Below are 14,835 nucleotides of genomic sequence, written 5' to 3' on the forward strand. Positions count from 1 at the left end.
TTTAGATATCCCGATGAAAATCGCTATCAATCTCAAAAAATGGTTGAATATCCTGAACATACTCCAAAACGCCTTGAACCTCTCCTTGGTCATCACGCACTGCCTTATAGACCACATAGACAAATTTGCCCATGCTCTCGGACTTGAACCACATGGTGACCTGGTCTTTTTGCCCTGTGCGGAGTAATTCAAAAATCTTCTTGACCTTATCCACTATTTTGGGAGGATGGCAGAGCTCCACATGACGTCCAATCTGGCTTGGCGTTCGTTTGAAAATCATGTCTTCAACAGGGTGGCTATCATTGTAGTATTGGAAAATATCATCCTTGTTGACAAAGGTGAGTTCCAATGGTAAATGATTGAGGATAAGATTAGCTTGCTCAACAGATAAATAACCGTTGCCGAAGGTCTGCGGACTGGTTCTGTCCTGAACAGTTTCTGACTTTTCCTTGGGTGTGAAGGTAATGGTAAACTGGCCTTCTGGCGTGTCGATAATCTGCTGATTCGGTCCTGCTGGCTGCGGAAAAATGCTATCTGCTACCTGCTCTGCTATTTCTCCAAAAACCTCCCGATGAGGCACCCACTTGGCTGTCGGTTTGACAATGGCGTAGCCGTAGGCATCGCTGTCCGCTGCCACTTGGAGCCAGTCGTCCTGGGTGAAAATCTCCAGCAAAATCATGAGAAGGATGGCCTCTTCCTTGAAAATCATCTCTTCAAATTCCTTGGCAAAGGTTTCAAGATGGGCTTTTGTTGCTGCTAGGTCGCCTGTTGCAAGGGTTTTGCGAGCCGTTTTGAAGAGGTCGCGAATCTCGTCGTCCACACCCCACATGACCTTGGGCGGTGCATCATGACCGTACCGCTCCATAATCGGAAAGAAGACTTTTTCCTTGCGAGTGTAGTGGTTTTCAAACTGCCCCAAGAGGTCAAACTGGCGTGTCAAACCTTGCAGGAGCTGGTCTTTCAGCTCCGCATCCTCTATCTGCTCATACTGGTCAATGATACGGCGGATGCGTAGAAGAGCTGCCCGCAGTGCCAGATTTTCCTGCTTGAAGACATAAACAGGGTGCCCTTCCTGGTCCATATCCGCCACTTCCACATCTGCAATGGCTCCTTTGAAGAGGTTGGCATGGATATTGCAAAGGCTCATGACGTCTTCAAAAGTGATGCCCGTATCACTGGACATGAGCTCATGCTCCATCATGGAGATTTCCAGGGCAGAAACTCCCGTGAAATGCTGATTAAACTGGTCCTGAACAGACTCTGGACTGGCACCATTGTGCAGGTCCAAGAGAATATTCTTCAAAATGTCAATCCGTTGGTCTGTCATGCTTCTCCTCCTATTACCTCATAGCCGTTGCATTCCAAGACCTGTTGAATACGGTCTAACGGAATCTTAGTCATCTTGGAGCCTGTCTTCAGACTGGTCACCTTACCAACAGTGTTGAGCATGGCTGGATTAGCCAAGGGCTTGAAACCAAGCTCCACCAGAATATCCTTGACTTCTGGGTGCTGATTGATAATCTCTGCAACAGGCAGATTTAGGTCGATGGTGTTCATTAAAAATTCCTCTTGAAAAATTGCTTGATAGCTTGAGCCAATTCCGCTGGTTTATGAACATTTAATTCATGTCCTCCGCCCTCTATGATAACTAGTTCAGCCTGTGGTATTAATTTGTTCAGTTCATGTGCAGGTTTCAGATTGGGTTTGTCCGTTGAGCCACAGATTAGCAAGGTGGGCCGACTGAGTTGACTAATTTCTTTCCTTAAATCAAGCTGACGCATGCTTTTCTGCAATTCTAACAACTGAGCCTTATCTAGTCCTTGTTTATTGTAAAAAGACTTGGGAAGCAAGGACATAATCGCGATTTGAAGACCAAACAACCAATTCCCCTCTAAGCGATACTGGGTACCTGAAACAACCAGCCCTCGGCACTTAGGCAAGTGATTGGCTAGTGACAAAGCTAGAACACCGCCTAGCGACAATCCAAAAAGTACAAAAGGACTGCTTTCCTGTCGCAACCTATCCAACAATAGACCACGTAAATGCTCAAAAGTATCTGCTTTTGGAAATTCCAACACATCAACCTCAAAATCGGTCAAAGAGTTTTTCAAGTCATCGTAACTGGCCACAGTCTGACCTAGACCATGTAAAATAATGAGTTTCATCTGATTTTCTCCCGTATTTGCCTCATCTGCTCTTCCACAAATCGTTTTGCTAACTGCCTATCAATTACTGCCTCTAATCGTTCTCCATTGCAAACTGCTAAAGTATCTTCTAGCAGAGTTTGGTACATAGGATGACAAACTGTAAGTTCCCACACCCCACCTTCTCTTTTGGATAGAATGGTATTTTCATCAAGATAGGCAAGCGTTCGACAAAGATTTAGTACCGCGTCAACAGGTCGTTCCAAGACTTTATTCTCGTAATCTTGAATGTCAAACCAAATACTGTTCAAGTAATCTTCTCGCCTTGGTTCTTCAAACAGTTGTTGTATATCTGGACAACATAAATTAATTCCTCTATGCCAGATAACCATAATATGTGCAGTTAAATCTTCGTCCCTTCCCTGCATATTATCACAATATTTTTCTTTATTATCATGGATAGCCTGAATATGCATATTTGAAAAATGTAGTTCATATGGGACAGGATAATCACATGGTTTAAGACAACTTTTCAATACAATACTCATCTCCAACCCTTTAGGAGGAGTTTGGGGCAACAAAGTATAAAGAGATTGAATTATTCTTATTTTTTCTATCTGTGTTAAGGAATGTTCAACAACTACTAGAAAATCTACATCACTATTCTCCCAGATAAAGCTACCTGTTGCAAGAGAACCATGCAGATAGATACCAAGTAAATTCTCTCCTAATTCATTTTGGAATATGGTACAAATTTCATTCAGTAATTCTTGAATATCATTACTCTTTATCATCTTTCAACGCCTCAAACTTCGCCTTCATCGTAGGGTTATTGCGGGTTAGTTTTTTGACAGAAACGTCTTCCAGCTTATTGTTGGCCAGTCGGAGCTGGTTTTCGCTGGTAGTCAGGGCTGCCTTGACCGCCTCCATTCGCTTGATTGCCTTGTCAATTTCATCAATAGCCTTTTGGAAATTGGTGCTGGCTGACTGGTAATTCTTGGCAAAGGCTGTTTTGAAGGTCGCCAAATCTTCTTCAAAATGAGTTATGTCGATATGCTGTTCTCTGACCAAAGCCAACTCCTGCTTGTACTTCAAGCTATTGAGCGCAGCATTTCGCAAAAGCCCTATCAACTGAATAAAGAACTGGGGACGAACCACGTACATCTTCTCGTACTTGTGGCTGACATCCACGATACCTGTGTTGTAGTAGTCGTTGTCCGCCTCCAACATGGTCACCAAAACCGCATACTCGCAGTTCTTCTCCCGACGGTCCTTATCCAGTTCCTTGAAAAAGTCCTCGTTCTTGTGCTTCTTGACCGTATCGTCCGCCTCGTTCTTCATCTCAAACATAATGGAGATGATTTCCACCCCATTCTCGTCCAGCTCCCGATAAATGTAATCGCCCTTGGAACCACGTGCCGACACCTGATTATCCTTCTCAAAGTAAGCATTTGGAAAGGCCAACTGCCGCACCTTATTAAACTCCGCCTCGGCATAGAGCTCCAAACTCTCACCGATCGCCTTGGTCGATTGCTGGGCCTTGAAATTCTTGTAAAATTCCACCTGCTCATCCGCCGCCTTGAGCCGTACCTCGTACTCCTGACGGGTGGTCGCCAGAGCCAACTCCTGCTTCTGCTCCTGCACCGCCAAGGCATTCTGAGCCGCGTCTCGCTCTTTTTCCACCTGAGCCACCGCCTGCTGCAACTCCAAGTCCTTGGCTAGCTCGATTTGCCCCAATTGAGCCTTGAGTTCTTGGATTTCTTGGTCTTTTTTGGACATAGCAGAGCTGATTTCAAATTCTGTCTGACTAGCCAACTTGTCCAAGCGTGCAGTCAGATCAAGAATTTCCTTGTCCTTGTCACCCAGTTTGGCCTGTAAATCATTTTCAGCCTTCTGGGACAATAATTCCCGTTCCCGCTCCAAACGGTCGTGGATTTCCTTATCAAACTCCGCACCACGTACCTGGGCTAAAAGCTGACTGTATTCTGTTTCATTGACCGTAAAAACGGTAGCGCAATGAGGGCAAGTAATATTGTGCATAATTTTTCCTTTCATCAATCAAGCTGCAACAGTTGCAACTATTTCCTCTTCCTGCATATCAACCTTATCAAATTATAACAACCATATACAAGTCCAAGGACAAAAATAAAATAGAAGAAGCGAAAAATATTTCGTGGTTCTAGCCAAAACAGTCGATAGAGGACACAAATAGCCACGACTAGAAACCACCGCCAGCCCCAGGTCATTTTTCTCTTTATAAACCACTCCAACCAATCCTCACCTGAATTGTAGCGTGTTTCATAATATTCTTCTCGTATTTGAGCCCACCATCTCTTCATTTGATGCACCTCATTTTCTACAACTTCAATTCCTTTTCTAAGAAAGCCAACCATTTTTCCTGTAATGGTTGACCTGCAGGCAGGTCCTGACCTTCTAAGAGGTTTTTGATACATTCATTCTGCACCAACCAACCTGTCATATCTTTTTGAGCATCCGCATACTCGTTACCAAAATCGACTGGGATTTCTTCCTCAAAGACAATCAAGGTTCCTTGCTCCTGCTGGCTCAAACCGAAAGAAACCTTGGCAGTGTCCCATGTGTAAGCAATTTTTTCCTGTGGTTGATAGGCCAGCAAGCCCATGGTTTCACGGAAGTCTTCCATTTCAAAAACCAACTTGTCACCCTCAACCCTCAACTGCGGAAACCAGCGAGCAAAGCCACTATCCGTCGCCAACAAATCCCATGCCTCCGCCAAATTAGCTGGAACAGTGTAGCAAATGTTGAGCAGATATTTCTCTGCCTCTTTTTTAACAGCAATCTTCATACGAAACTCCTATTCTATCCTTCTATTATACCAAAAAACACCGGTCTATAACCGATGTTCTCCATTGTCTATAATTTTTTAATCATCAGCAAGCAGGGATTCCATTCATCCCAGAGGGTCGGAAATACCTCTAACTTGACAAAACCACAGGATTTATAAAAAGCAATGGTCTGGTCGTATTCCTTATAATGCCCTTCATCCACTGTCTTGACTTGCAAGTAGGCATAGTCCTTCCGAGCCTCTTCCTCCAAGGCTTGCATGAGCAAACGTCCAATTCCCTGGCGATGATAGGCTTTCTTGATGCCCATACAATGAACATCTCCGCAAGCCTCCGAAGAATTAGTCAGGGTCACAAAACCAACAGCTTCATCAGCATCATAGGCAGCCCATAGCGGCAAGGCAGAGCCATCTTGAATGTAAGCTCTGGTACTCTCAGGCAAACCAAACCATTCTGGCAAGTCCGCCAACACCTCCTCGATAATCCTTGCCTTGTCAGCGACAGTTGATACAGTTACAATCTTCATTTTTACTCCTTTTGGGAGATTAGTTTCTGATAACCTCCCCTTGATACATTTTTTCTACAGCAATTCTATTTTTTAATACTTTCATCTCAATCGCCCCCTTTCTATTTTGTTCTATTATATAGCATTTCTTTTAGTATTTCAATCCGTCCTCTCCCGATTTGTGCTATACTAGATGTATTGGAAACAAGGAGGAATATATGATTAAATTACTCGCCCTTGATATGGACGGAACGCTCTTAAATGAGGAAAAAGAACTGATGCAACCGCAAATCGATGCCATTCATAAAGCGGTTAAAGCTGGTGTGACAGTTGTGCTCTGTACAGGACGGCCTTTGGTTGGCGTCAAACCCTTTGTTCAACAATTAGGATTTGATACAGAAGACGAATACATCATTGTTAACAATGGTTGTTCAACGCATTCGACAAAGGATTGGAGCTTGATTGACTGGGAAGAACTGTCTATTGCTGATATTGACTATCTTGCTACTTTTATTGAGAATGACCATGTACAGATTTCCCTCTTCGATGAGGAAGACTATTTCGTTCTTGCGGAAAAAGCCAATGACCGAGTGAACTTGGATGCTAGTTTAGTCGGTATGACACCTCAGCCAATTGACTTGGACGAGGCAACATCTGGTAAACACCGCTTCTTTGAAGCCATGTTTGTCGGTGAAAAAGAGCATATCGATATCTTTGAAAACCAACATAACTCTGTACTCAGTCAGAAATACTCCACCGTTCGTTCACAAGACTATCTCTTGGAAATTTTACCAAACGGTGCCAGCAAGGCTTCTGGTCTTAAAAAATTGGCAGACCGCCTGGGGATTTTACCTGAGGAAATCATGGCTATGGGAGATGCCAACAACGACCTTGAAATGATTGAATTTGCTGGACTTGGTATTGCCATGGGCAACGCCAATGAACATGTCAAGGCTATCGCCCAAGACATCACAGATACCAATGAAAACAACGGCGTTGCCAAAGCCATTGAAAAACATATTTTAAACAAATAAGGAGACACTATGAAATACCCAACACTCTTAGACCGTTTTTTAGTCTATGTCAAAGAAAATACTCGCTCAGATGAAAATTCGACAACTACACCTTCTACCCAAAACCAAGTCGAGTTTGCACAGAATATCCTTCTGCCTGAAATGAAACGCATCGGCCTGCAGGATGTTCACTACTTACCAAATGGTTTTGCAGTGGGAACACTCCCTACCAACGACCCGAGTTTGACACGCAAGATTGGTTTTATCGCCCACATGGATACAGCTGACTTCAACGCAGAAGGTGTCAATCCACAAATCATCGAAAACTACGACGGCAATCCTATTGCCTTGGGAACTTCTGGCTATGAATTGCATCCAAAAGACTTCCCACAACTGGCTAACTACCAGGGGCAAACCCTGATTACCACTGACGGTACTACCTTGCTAGGCTCTGATGACAAGTCAGGAATTGCAGAGATCATGACGGCTATCGAGTACCTAGTCCAAAATCCCGACATCAAACATTGCGAAATCCGTGTCGGCTTTGGTCCTGACGAAGAAATCGGTGTCGGTGCGGACAAGTTTGATGTGGAAGACTTCGATGTGGACTTTGCCTACACCATGGACGGGGGACCGCTGGGGGAACTCCAGTACGAAACTTTCTCAGCAGCTGCTGCCAAGATTGACTTCCTTGGGCGCAACGTCCATCCAGGTTCTGCCAAAGACCAGATGATCAACGCCTTCCAGATGGCTATTGATTTCCACAATGCCCTTCCAGAAACAGACCGCCCAGAAAAAACTGAAGGCTATGAAGGTTTCTTCCACTTGATGAACATGGAGGGTAGCGTTGATACTGCTTCTACCACCTACATCATCCGCGACTTTGAGGAAGAGGATTTCCTTGCCCGCAAACAGCTCATGCTGGACATTGCTGACAAAATGAATGCCAAGTTTGACACGCCACGCGTTATCGTCAACCTGCATGACCAATACTACAACATGAAGAAAATCATCGAAAAAGACATGACCCCAATCAACATCGCAAAAGATGTCATGGAAAAGCTGGATATCAAGCCACTGATTGAGCCAGTTCGTGGAGGAACAGACGGCTCTAAGATTTCCTTCATGGGCATTCCAACGCCAAATATCTTCGCTGGTGGTGAAAACATGCACGGCCGCTTCGAGTTCGTCAGCCTGCAAACCATGGAAAAAGCTGTTGATGTGATTTTAGGTATTGTAGCTTACAAATAAAAAAGAAAAGTAGGTTTTCTGAAAAAATCTACTTTTTTTGAAAATTGTTCGACATAACTATTGTATTATTTAAATAATACTGCTATAATAGAACCATCAAAAAGAAATGGAGTTTTATTATGACAGAAGAAACATTTGCACAAGGTATTTTAGTTGGGCTTTGGGGAGCCGGTATGATTTTTTCACTCATTTGGTATGTCCTCGTAACTATTTCCAACTTCATCCTCTTTAAAAAAGCTGGCTATGCTGGTTGGAAATCTCTCATTCCTTTCTACAACCTATACGTCCAACAATGTATCACATTTGGCGAAGACAAGGGTTGGTTTATCCTCTTCTTACTCATCCCACTTGCTGGACCACTTTATGGTATTTATTTGACTTACTGCTATGGTAAAGCATTTGGTTTGTCTGATATTCAAGCCATCTTCTATGTCTTGTTTACACCACTTTTCAATGTCTACATCGCCTTCAATGACGGAAGCCGTTACCAAGGTCCACAAACTTTCTTTATTGACTAATATCAAATGAAGCAACTTTTCCTAGCTGGAAGGGTTGCTTTTACTTTTTTAAAAAATATATAAAAAATTTATATAATTACTTGATTTTAGTAAATGATAGGTATATAATTTATATATAAAATAATTACATAAAGATAAAGAGGTGATTTCATGTACTACCCCGTATCCTCTATCTTGATTGAATTTCTGATCTTGGCCATCGTGGAGAAACAAGATTCTTATGGCTATGAAATCAGTCAAACCATCAAGATAGTTGCTGATATAAAGGAATCCACGCTCTACCCTATCTTGAAGAAACTGGAAAAGGCGGGCTACGTCACCACCTATACCCAAGAATTTCAAGGGAGAAAGAGAAAATACTACACCATCACACCTGCTGGACGTGAGCACATCCCCTTCCTGCAAGGTGAATGGAATACCTACAAAGACCATATCGACGGAATTATAGAAGGGAGCCTACGAAAATGACACGCGCAGAGTATTTGAACAAACTAGAACAAGCACTGACACAACTCCATCCAAGTGCTAGACAGGAGGCTTTAGACTACTTCAATGAATATTTTGATGAAAAAGGTGATGACCAGACAGCCATTGCTGAACTAGGTAACCCCCAAGAAGCAGCAAAAGAAATCATCGCCAACCTACCCGAAGATGCCCTAATTGCTAAGGAAGACCAGACCGATCAACATTCATCCAAACCATTTGATTTCAACTTTGATTTTGACTTTCAATTTGACTGGGAGAATTTTTTCAACAATTTCAAACACTCAGCCTATCAAGCTAGGGAAAGAATGGAATTGAAGGCGAAATGCGAAGAATTACCTGATTTTTCAAATCTACTGATTTCGCTCGAAGATCAGGCTCTTAGTGTTCAAACTTATGACGGAGAAACTGTCTTATTGCACAACCCTGTTTCAGAAGATGGCAACTACCAGGCTTTTGACTATCAACTGGTTCAGGATAGTTTGTACCTAACAAGCAATCCTTCCCCTAATCACCTCTTCTTCTCAAATAATCAAACTAGCTCTGCTATTCTCAAAATCCCTAAAAAACTCCTGCCCCTTACCAATCTTAATCTACACACAAGAGATAGCAGTCTAACCATGGTAGATGTGCAAGTAAGTGAACAGTTGGTCCTTAAGGCAACTGACACTAGTCTGACAATGTCGGATCTACAAAGTCCTCTAGCTTCTCTACAGCTAGAAGATACTACCTTATCTATTTCAGGTGGGCAATCAAGGGATTTGACACTGAAAGCTAGTGATTCTATCATCAATCTGACAAGTCTTAACCTGTCACATGCCCGCATAGAATTAGAAGATTGCGTCTGGAAGTTGAAGGATTTTGTCCTTGAAAAGAGCCTAAACTGTCAGGCTGAAGATTCTGTCCTAACCTTTAAACCAAATACAGACATCAGTTTGGACATCTGGGAGGAAGATTCTAGCCTCAAACTTCCAAAGGATAAGGCGTTTACCATGATGAAAGAGGATAACACCACTCATCTCAGCTACAAGCAAGAAAATAGCCCTGCTCAGCTAGTTATTCATTGTCAAGACTGCCAGCTAAATATGGGATAAAGGAGGTTCCTATGAATCGCAAAGAATATTTACAGAAACTTGAAAAACATCTCAAACACTTGCCAAAAGAAGATTTTCAAGATACCTTGGACTATTTCAATGAATTTTTCGATGAGAAAGAAAACGACGAAGAAGCTATTCAAGAATTAGGCAGTCCAAAAGAGGCCGCCCGTGAAATTCTAGCAACCCTCTACGAAAAAGAGCGGACGGAAGATAAGCCAAATACCCGCAATATGGTCTGGTTGACCATCCTCGCCATCCTTGCCGCACCAATAGGCATCCCCCTAGCAATCAGCTTGGTCGCCCTCTTCATTACCCTTCTCATACTCATCTTCAGCGCCTTTCTACTCCTAATCTCACTCTGGATTGTCCTCCTCAGTCTAGCAATCGCCCAGCTTCTCCTCGCCTTCGACCTCTTTACGCTCTCATGGTCCTCCTCCCTCCTCTTCACAGGGCTAGCCCTCGTCTGTTTGGCACTCACCCTCTTGGGTAGTAAATTCACTCTAGACCTTGGAAGCAAAACCTTCTTGCTTGTTTTACACTGGATACAAAGAACCATTCGCAAAGGAGATTATCATGAAAGAGCTTAAACCATTTACGAAAATCATTCTGAGCCTGCTCACTCTTGGAGCCATTCTCAGCCTCATCGGTTTCCTAGCTGGCGGATGGACAAATATGAGAACTGTCTCAGAAAACTACTTCCAGCCACAAACAGCCAGTTTTAGTGACATTAGGGAAATAGAAGTTAATGAACGACTGTCCATCATGCCTTCGCCTGACAACCAATTCCACCTCCACTACTATCGAAATCAGCATAAAGACATCGACCTCCTCAGCCACCAAGTTCAAGATGGAAAGTTAACCATTTCTAGTGCATTTCAAGGTATCGTTTCTTATGATGGTTTACTCGAACCAATCTTAAATCTTGTCAATGACCAAAATGTCGCCTACCACCAACCTGTTTTAGAGGTACCAAAAAATAGCACAATTGAAACACTTTCAGGCAACCTTCAAGGAGATCTGTATCTGGATAAAGTGACCATTCAAAATCTTGATCTCACAGTAGAAGATGGGGATATGTTGATTGAAAACAGTCACATCAGCTTTACTCATTTATCACACCTCAATGGAGAAGTAGCAATCAATCATTCCACATTAACAAGTCCGAAAGACATTTCCAATACTGTTGGCAGTAGCCTAACGATTGAGGATGGGGATTTTAAAGCAGAAAATCTAAAACTAGAAGGAAGACATGACATCAGCAATTACAATGGCTCAATCGACATCTCTCTTCATTCACAAACAAGAACGGACCTCTACATAGATGCCAGTCAAAATAATCTGGGAATTGACCTTCCAACTTATTCCAATCCCCAAGCCACTAATTACCTCCACATCTCTACACTAGATGGTGAATTGAGCATTCGGTAATTGCTAAAAGCCCTCCTGACGGAAGGCTTTTTCGTTTATTTAAACAACAAAATAGAAATTAAGGCCAAGATTGCTGGTCCACCTTGGGTTAAGATGATTTTTGGACTTGCTGTAATAGCACCATAAGCTGCTGCAGCAATAACATATAGAACAAAAATGCTTGTAATTTCTAGATTACCAGTAAAAATACCGTAGAACAAGAAAACCGCCAATAAGCCATTATAAATTCCTTGATTTTTGAACAAGGCAGTCACAGACTTACGTTGTAATTCTTCCTTCTCCATATTGAATACGCGACTGGTAGAGTCTGAGTGGGTTGCAAAAGTTTCCAAATACATGATATATAGGTGCTCAAGCGCTACGATACTCGCTAAAATAGTTGTAAAAATTGACATAAGTTTATTCTCCTTTTTCTTCAATGACAGTTTCAAGCGGCAGGTCTTGAAGACCAGAAACTAATTTCTCCAAAAGATTGCTCAATTGCTCTTCTTCCCTATCAGACAAAATGCTTTCCATTGCAGCTTTCACGGCTAGGTGATGGGCTGGTGGACGAACCTGTAGTTCATTTACTGCATACTGGGTGGGTTGAACCAGCATTTCTCTTTGATTTTCAGGATTGCGCTCCCTTTGAATATAGCCCTTGTCCTCCAAAATTTTTAAATGTCGAGTTATGGCTGCACGGTCAATGCGAAGTTTTTCCTGTAAATCTTGTTGTGAGCAGGGAGCTTGGTCAAGCAAGTTGGTCAAAAGCTGATAACGGGTCAGACTAATCCCCAACCCCTTTTCAAACAAACTAGTGACTGCCTCATCTGCAAGTTTTACCTGATAGAGTAACTGAGAAAGATGTTTCATATTTCTACCCCTTTGTTGACTTGTCAACTGTTGATAAGTCAATTATACCAGAATACGAATAATTTTCAAGAATTTTGCTTAACTTTAGAAAACTCTGTTATGTAAAAAGCAAGTTTTGGTATAATGGTTTTATAGTAGGAAACGGAGGCTACCATGAACGATTCAAAAGAACTCAACTTAGCGATTGATGTGCTCATGTTAGCTGGTGCCATTCTCTTACAAAGTGGTGCTGAAATCCACCGAGTAGAAGATACCATGGTTCGGATTGCCCGTTCACAAGGAATAGAAAATGCGAATGTCTTAGCCATCCCAGCCGCCATCTTCTTTTCTATTGACCATACCAATATCTCTCGAATGAAACGGATTGTCAATCCAGTACACGATATGCAAAAAGTTTGTCTGGTCAATCAGGTTTCTCGTACCTTAACCGCAGGACAAATGAGCCTTGAAACTGCACAAAATGAATTGAAAACTATCCGAAACCTGCCCCTGCCCTATACACAACTCCAAACGATTTTAGCAGCCGCCCTAGCTGCCCCCTTTTTTACCATTATGTTTGGTGGGAGTTTGTTGGATGCAATAGCGACAGTCTTTGCGACCTTGCTGGCTTTTCCCTTCTCCCTCTTGGTAGACCGTCTCATTCGAATTGAGTTTGTATCGAAATTTGCTGGAGCTTTGGCTTTTTCCCTATTCTCTTTACTGCTTGCAAAGTATTCTGACCTACCTATCAATCCCAATATGATAAATGCTGGTGCAGTTATGCCGTTTGTCCCTGGGATTGCCTTTACAAATGCTGTACGGGACTTGATGACCAACCATCTCAATACTGGAATGACAAAAATCTTCCAAACCTTGCTTGTTATCCTCTCCCTAGGAGCAGGAACAGCTGTTGCACTCTTAATTTTGGGGTAAATCAATGAATATACTTTATTTTATCTTGCAAGCTATTGCTTCTCACATTGCGATTGCTGCCTTTCTTATTGTTCTCAATGTTCAGAAACAGTTGCTTATTCCAGGCGGGATATTGGGTATGTGTGTCTGGTTGCTCTACCTACTCCTTCTTGGTCCGACCAATGTTATCATTGCAACACTTATAGCTGCTATTGTAGGATCCTGTATTAGTCAAATATTGAGCATTCTGTATAAAACACCATCCGTTATTTTCTCTTTAGCCATTCTTGCCCCCTTAGTTCCTGGCTATCGAGCCTATTTGGCAACTACGCAATTTGTATCAGAAAACTATAAAGAAGCCTTGGTAAATACGACTACCGTGCTTATGCTCGCACTGGTTATACCAATTGGCATGACCAGTGGAACCATCCTGATGCAAATTTATCGCTATCTTCAAACTAAAAAGTCTATCTGAGTTTCTTGAAAGCAGGTAGACTTTTTGTTAGAATAAATGAATATGTTTAGGAGGAGCTATGAAACAACAAATTCAGAACTTAAAACTTGCCGAACGTGGTGCCATCATTTCCATCACAGCCTATATTGCCCTCTCAGGTATCAAGTTGGCTGCTGGTCATATTTTTCATTCTGATGCACTGACTGCCGATGCCTTTAATAATATTTCGGATATTATTGGCAATATCGCCGTCCTAGTCGGTCTGCGAATGGCTCAGAAACCAGCGGATACGGACCACAAGTTTGGCCACTGGAAAATGGAAGATTTAGCTAGCCTCATTACATCTTTCATCATGTTTGTAGTTGGTTTCCAAGTTCTTTACTCCACCCTTATCAAAATCATGAGCAACCAAACTGTAGAGATTGATATGACTGGTGCAATAGTTGGTATTTTCTCAGCACTTGTAATGGTAGGTGTTTATATTTACAATAAATCACTCGCTAAGAAGGTTCATTCTAAAGCCTTAGAAGCAACTGCAAAAGATAACCTCTCCGACGCCGTGACTTCTATTGGAACATCTATCGCTATTATTGCAGCAGCCTTCAATTTCCCCATTGTCGATAAAATTGCTGCTGTTATCATCACCTTCTTCATCTTGAAAACAGCCTACGATATATTCATGGAAAGTTTCTTTACACTTTCAGACGGCTTTGACGAGGAACTCCTACATAAATATGAAGAAGATATTCTTAAACTCCCCAAAATTGTTGCCGTCAAATCCCAACGAGGTCGAACATACGGCGCCAATATTTATCTGGATATTGTCCTGGAAATGAATCCTGATCTGTCAGTCTATGAGAGCCATGAAATTACCGAACAGGTGGAGCAACTTCTCACCTTAAAACATGGTGTTTTTGATGTTGATATCCATGTCGAACCCTCCGAAATTCCACATGACGAAATCTTTGAACATGTCTTCGACAAAATTTACCGCTTGGAATCAGAAATTCAAGCTCATGAACCTGGTTATGAAGATTTAATTGATGAGAACTATCTCTTGATTGATGCCAAAGGTCGTTACCTCAACAAGGCTGAGATGCTCCAAGTCCATCCAGTCCAATCCACCTACCTCTCCAACTATCAAATGACCTCTGTTAGCCAGAAATCCAAACTAGTCACCTTCGAAATTGGCGACTACGTCCACACATCCCTCTGGCGACGCCATGAAAATTGGACAGTTGTATTTCATCAAATATCCAAAAAAGCCTAGTCATTTCGACAAGGCTTTTCGTTTATTATTATTTATACTCAATGAAAATCAAAAGTAGCCTAGGAAATAAAGCCGACGATAGAACTGAAGTTCATCTAGGCTCTTGA

The 14,835-nt window shown here is 42.3% G+C and carries 19 protein-coding genes; 10 read left to right on the plus strand and 9 right to left on the minus strand.

The annotated features are described in order from the left end of the window. Position 1: 1 nt before the first annotated feature. The 7 genes from C1G53_RS05365 to C1G53_RS05400 all read right to left on the minus strand — a co-directional run bounded on the left by C1G53_RS05365 (position 2) and on the right by C1G53_RS05400 (position 5,492). A complete protein-coding gene (locus tag C1G53_RS05365) occupies positions 2 to 1,327 on the minus strand; it encodes a DUF438 domain-containing protein (protein ID WP_105117954.1) in 1,326 nt (441 codons plus the stop codon). After that, positions 1,324 to 1,557 (minus strand): DUF1858 domain-containing protein, encoded by a 234-nt coding sequence (locus C1G53_RS05370; RefSeq protein WP_012027094.1) that lies wholly within the window; start codon positions 1,555 to 1,557, stop codon positions 1,324 to 1,326. Before C1G53_RS05370 ends, C1G53_RS05365 begins: the two co-directional genes overlap by 4 nt. Continuing rightward, a complete protein-coding gene (locus C1G53_RS05375) occupies positions 1,557 to 2,165 on the minus strand; it encodes an alpha/beta fold hydrolase (protein ID WP_105117955.1) in 609 nt (202 codons plus the stop codon). The genes C1G53_RS05370 and C1G53_RS05375 overlap by 1 nt, the downstream gene beginning before the upstream one ends. Next, entirely contained in the window at positions 2,162 to 2,938 is a 777-nt protein-coding gene (locus tag C1G53_RS05380) for a nucleotidyltransferase domain-containing protein (RefSeq protein ID WP_105117956.1), read from the minus strand. The genes C1G53_RS05375 and C1G53_RS05380 overlap by 4 nt, the downstream gene beginning before the upstream one ends. Then, a complete protein-coding gene (locus C1G53_RS05385; protein WP_105117957.1) occupies positions 2,925 to 4,184 on the minus strand; it encodes a DUF2130 domain-containing protein in 1,260 nt (419 codons plus the stop codon). The genes C1G53_RS05380 and C1G53_RS05385 overlap by 14 nt, the downstream gene beginning before the upstream one ends. A gap of 316 nt (positions 4,185 to 4,500) precedes the next feature. After that, complete coding sequence (locus C1G53_RS05395) at positions 4,501 to 4,968, minus strand: ATPase (protein WP_105117958.1); 468 nt, start codon at positions 4,966 to 4,968, stop codon at positions 4,501 to 4,503. Between the two features lie 68 nt (positions 4,969 to 5,036). After that, a complete protein-coding gene (locus tag C1G53_RS05400; RefSeq protein WP_105117959.1) occupies positions 5,037 to 5,492 on the minus strand; it encodes a GNAT family N-acetyltransferase in 456 nt (151 codons plus the stop codon). 197 nt (positions 5,493 to 5,689) lie between these two features. Here C1G53_RS05400 and C1G53_RS05405 point away from each other — a divergent pair, with 197 nt between their 5' ends. The 7 genes from C1G53_RS05405 to C1G53_RS05435 all read left to right on the plus strand — a co-directional run bounded on the left by C1G53_RS05405 (position 5,690) and on the right by C1G53_RS05435 (position 11,261). Beyond that, positions 5,690 to 6,505, plus strand: coding sequence for a Cof-type HAD-IIB family hydrolase (locus C1G53_RS05405; RefSeq protein WP_105117960.1), 816 nt, complete (start codon positions 5,690 to 5,692; stop codon positions 6,503 to 6,505). Positions 6,506 to 6,514: 9 nt separating this feature from the next. Next, on the plus strand, positions 6,515 to 7,735 hold the full coding sequence (pepT, locus tag C1G53_RS05410; RefSeq protein WP_105117961.1) for a peptidase T: 1,221 nt from the start codon (positions 6,515 to 6,517) through the stop codon (positions 7,733 to 7,735). 119 nt (positions 7,736 to 7,854) lie between these two features. Beyond that, on the plus strand, positions 7,855 to 8,253 hold the full coding sequence (locus tag C1G53_RS05415) for a DUF5684 domain-containing protein (protein WP_105117962.1): 399 nt from the start codon (positions 7,855 to 7,857) through the stop codon (positions 8,251 to 8,253). Positions 8,254 to 8,403: 150 nt separating this feature from the next. Further along, positions 8,404 to 8,721 carry a PadR family transcriptional regulator gene (locus C1G53_RS05420; RefSeq protein WP_105117963.1) on the plus strand — a complete coding sequence of 106 codons (318 nt, stop codon included), beginning with the start codon at positions 8,404 to 8,406 and terminating at the stop codon, positions 8,719 to 8,721. After that, the gene (locus C1G53_RS05425; RefSeq protein WP_105117964.1) at positions 8,718 to 9,830 is read left to right on the plus strand and encodes a DUF4097 family beta strand repeat-containing protein; all 1,113 of its coding nucleotides are present in this window, start codon (positions 8,718 to 8,720) and stop codon (positions 9,828 to 9,830) included. Before C1G53_RS05420 ends, C1G53_RS05425 begins: the two co-directional genes overlap by 4 nt. 11 nt (positions 9,831 to 9,841) lie before the next feature. Next, a complete protein-coding gene (locus C1G53_RS05430) occupies positions 9,842 to 10,420 on the plus strand; it encodes a DUF1700 domain-containing protein (protein WP_105117965.1) in 579 nt (192 codons plus the stop codon). After that, positions 10,407 to 11,261 carry a DUF4097 family beta strand repeat-containing protein gene (locus tag C1G53_RS05435; protein WP_105117966.1) on the plus strand — a complete coding sequence of 285 codons (855 nt, stop codon included), beginning with the start codon at positions 10,407 to 10,409 and terminating at the stop codon, positions 11,259 to 11,261. The genes C1G53_RS05430 and C1G53_RS05435 overlap by 14 nt, the downstream gene beginning before the upstream one ends. A gap of 35 nt (positions 11,262 to 11,296) precedes the next feature. On the opposite strand, the gene C1G53_RS05440 is transcribed toward C1G53_RS05435, so the two are convergent. Both C1G53_RS05440 and C1G53_RS05445 read right to left on the minus strand, forming a co-directional pair. Beyond that, positions 11,297 to 11,656 (minus strand): DUF1304 domain-containing protein, encoded by a 360-nt coding sequence (locus C1G53_RS05440; RefSeq protein WP_024394145.1) that lies wholly within the window; start codon positions 11,654 to 11,656, stop codon positions 11,297 to 11,299. 4 nt (positions 11,657 to 11,660) lie between these two features. After that, positions 11,661 to 12,113, minus strand: a complete 453-nt coding sequence (locus C1G53_RS05445) for a MarR family winged helix-turn-helix transcriptional regulator (protein WP_105117967.1) — start codon at positions 12,111 to 12,113, stop codon at positions 11,661 to 11,663. 153 nt (positions 12,114 to 12,266) lie between these two features. On the opposite strand from C1G53_RS05445, the gene C1G53_RS05450 reads away from it, so the two are divergent. From C1G53_RS05450 to C1G53_RS05460, 3 genes are read left to right on the plus strand one after another with little or no spacing between them, the layout of a single operon-like run. Beyond that, positions 12,267 to 13,025, plus strand: a complete 759-nt coding sequence (locus C1G53_RS05450) for a threonine/serine exporter family protein (protein ID WP_105117968.1) — start codon at positions 12,267 to 12,269, stop codon at positions 13,023 to 13,025. A 4-nt stretch (positions 13,026 to 13,029) separates the two neighbouring features. Further along, a complete protein-coding gene (locus C1G53_RS05455; protein ID WP_105117969.1) occupies positions 13,030 to 13,479 on the plus strand; it encodes a threonine/serine exporter family protein in 450 nt (149 codons plus the stop codon). 58 nt (positions 13,480 to 13,537) lie between these two features. Beyond that, positions 13,538 to 14,728: a cation diffusion facilitator family transporter gene (locus C1G53_RS05460; protein ID WP_105117970.1), complete on the plus strand. Its 1,191-nt coding sequence runs from the start codon at positions 13,538 to 13,540 to the stop codon at positions 14,726 to 14,728. The last annotated feature ends 107 nt before the right edge of the window (positions 14,729 to 14,835 follow it).

The organism is Streptococcus suis (assembly GCF_002960445.1).
Taxonomy (GTDB): domain Bacteria; phylum Bacillota; class Bacilli; order Lactobacillales; family Streptococcaceae; genus Streptococcus; species Streptococcus hyiners.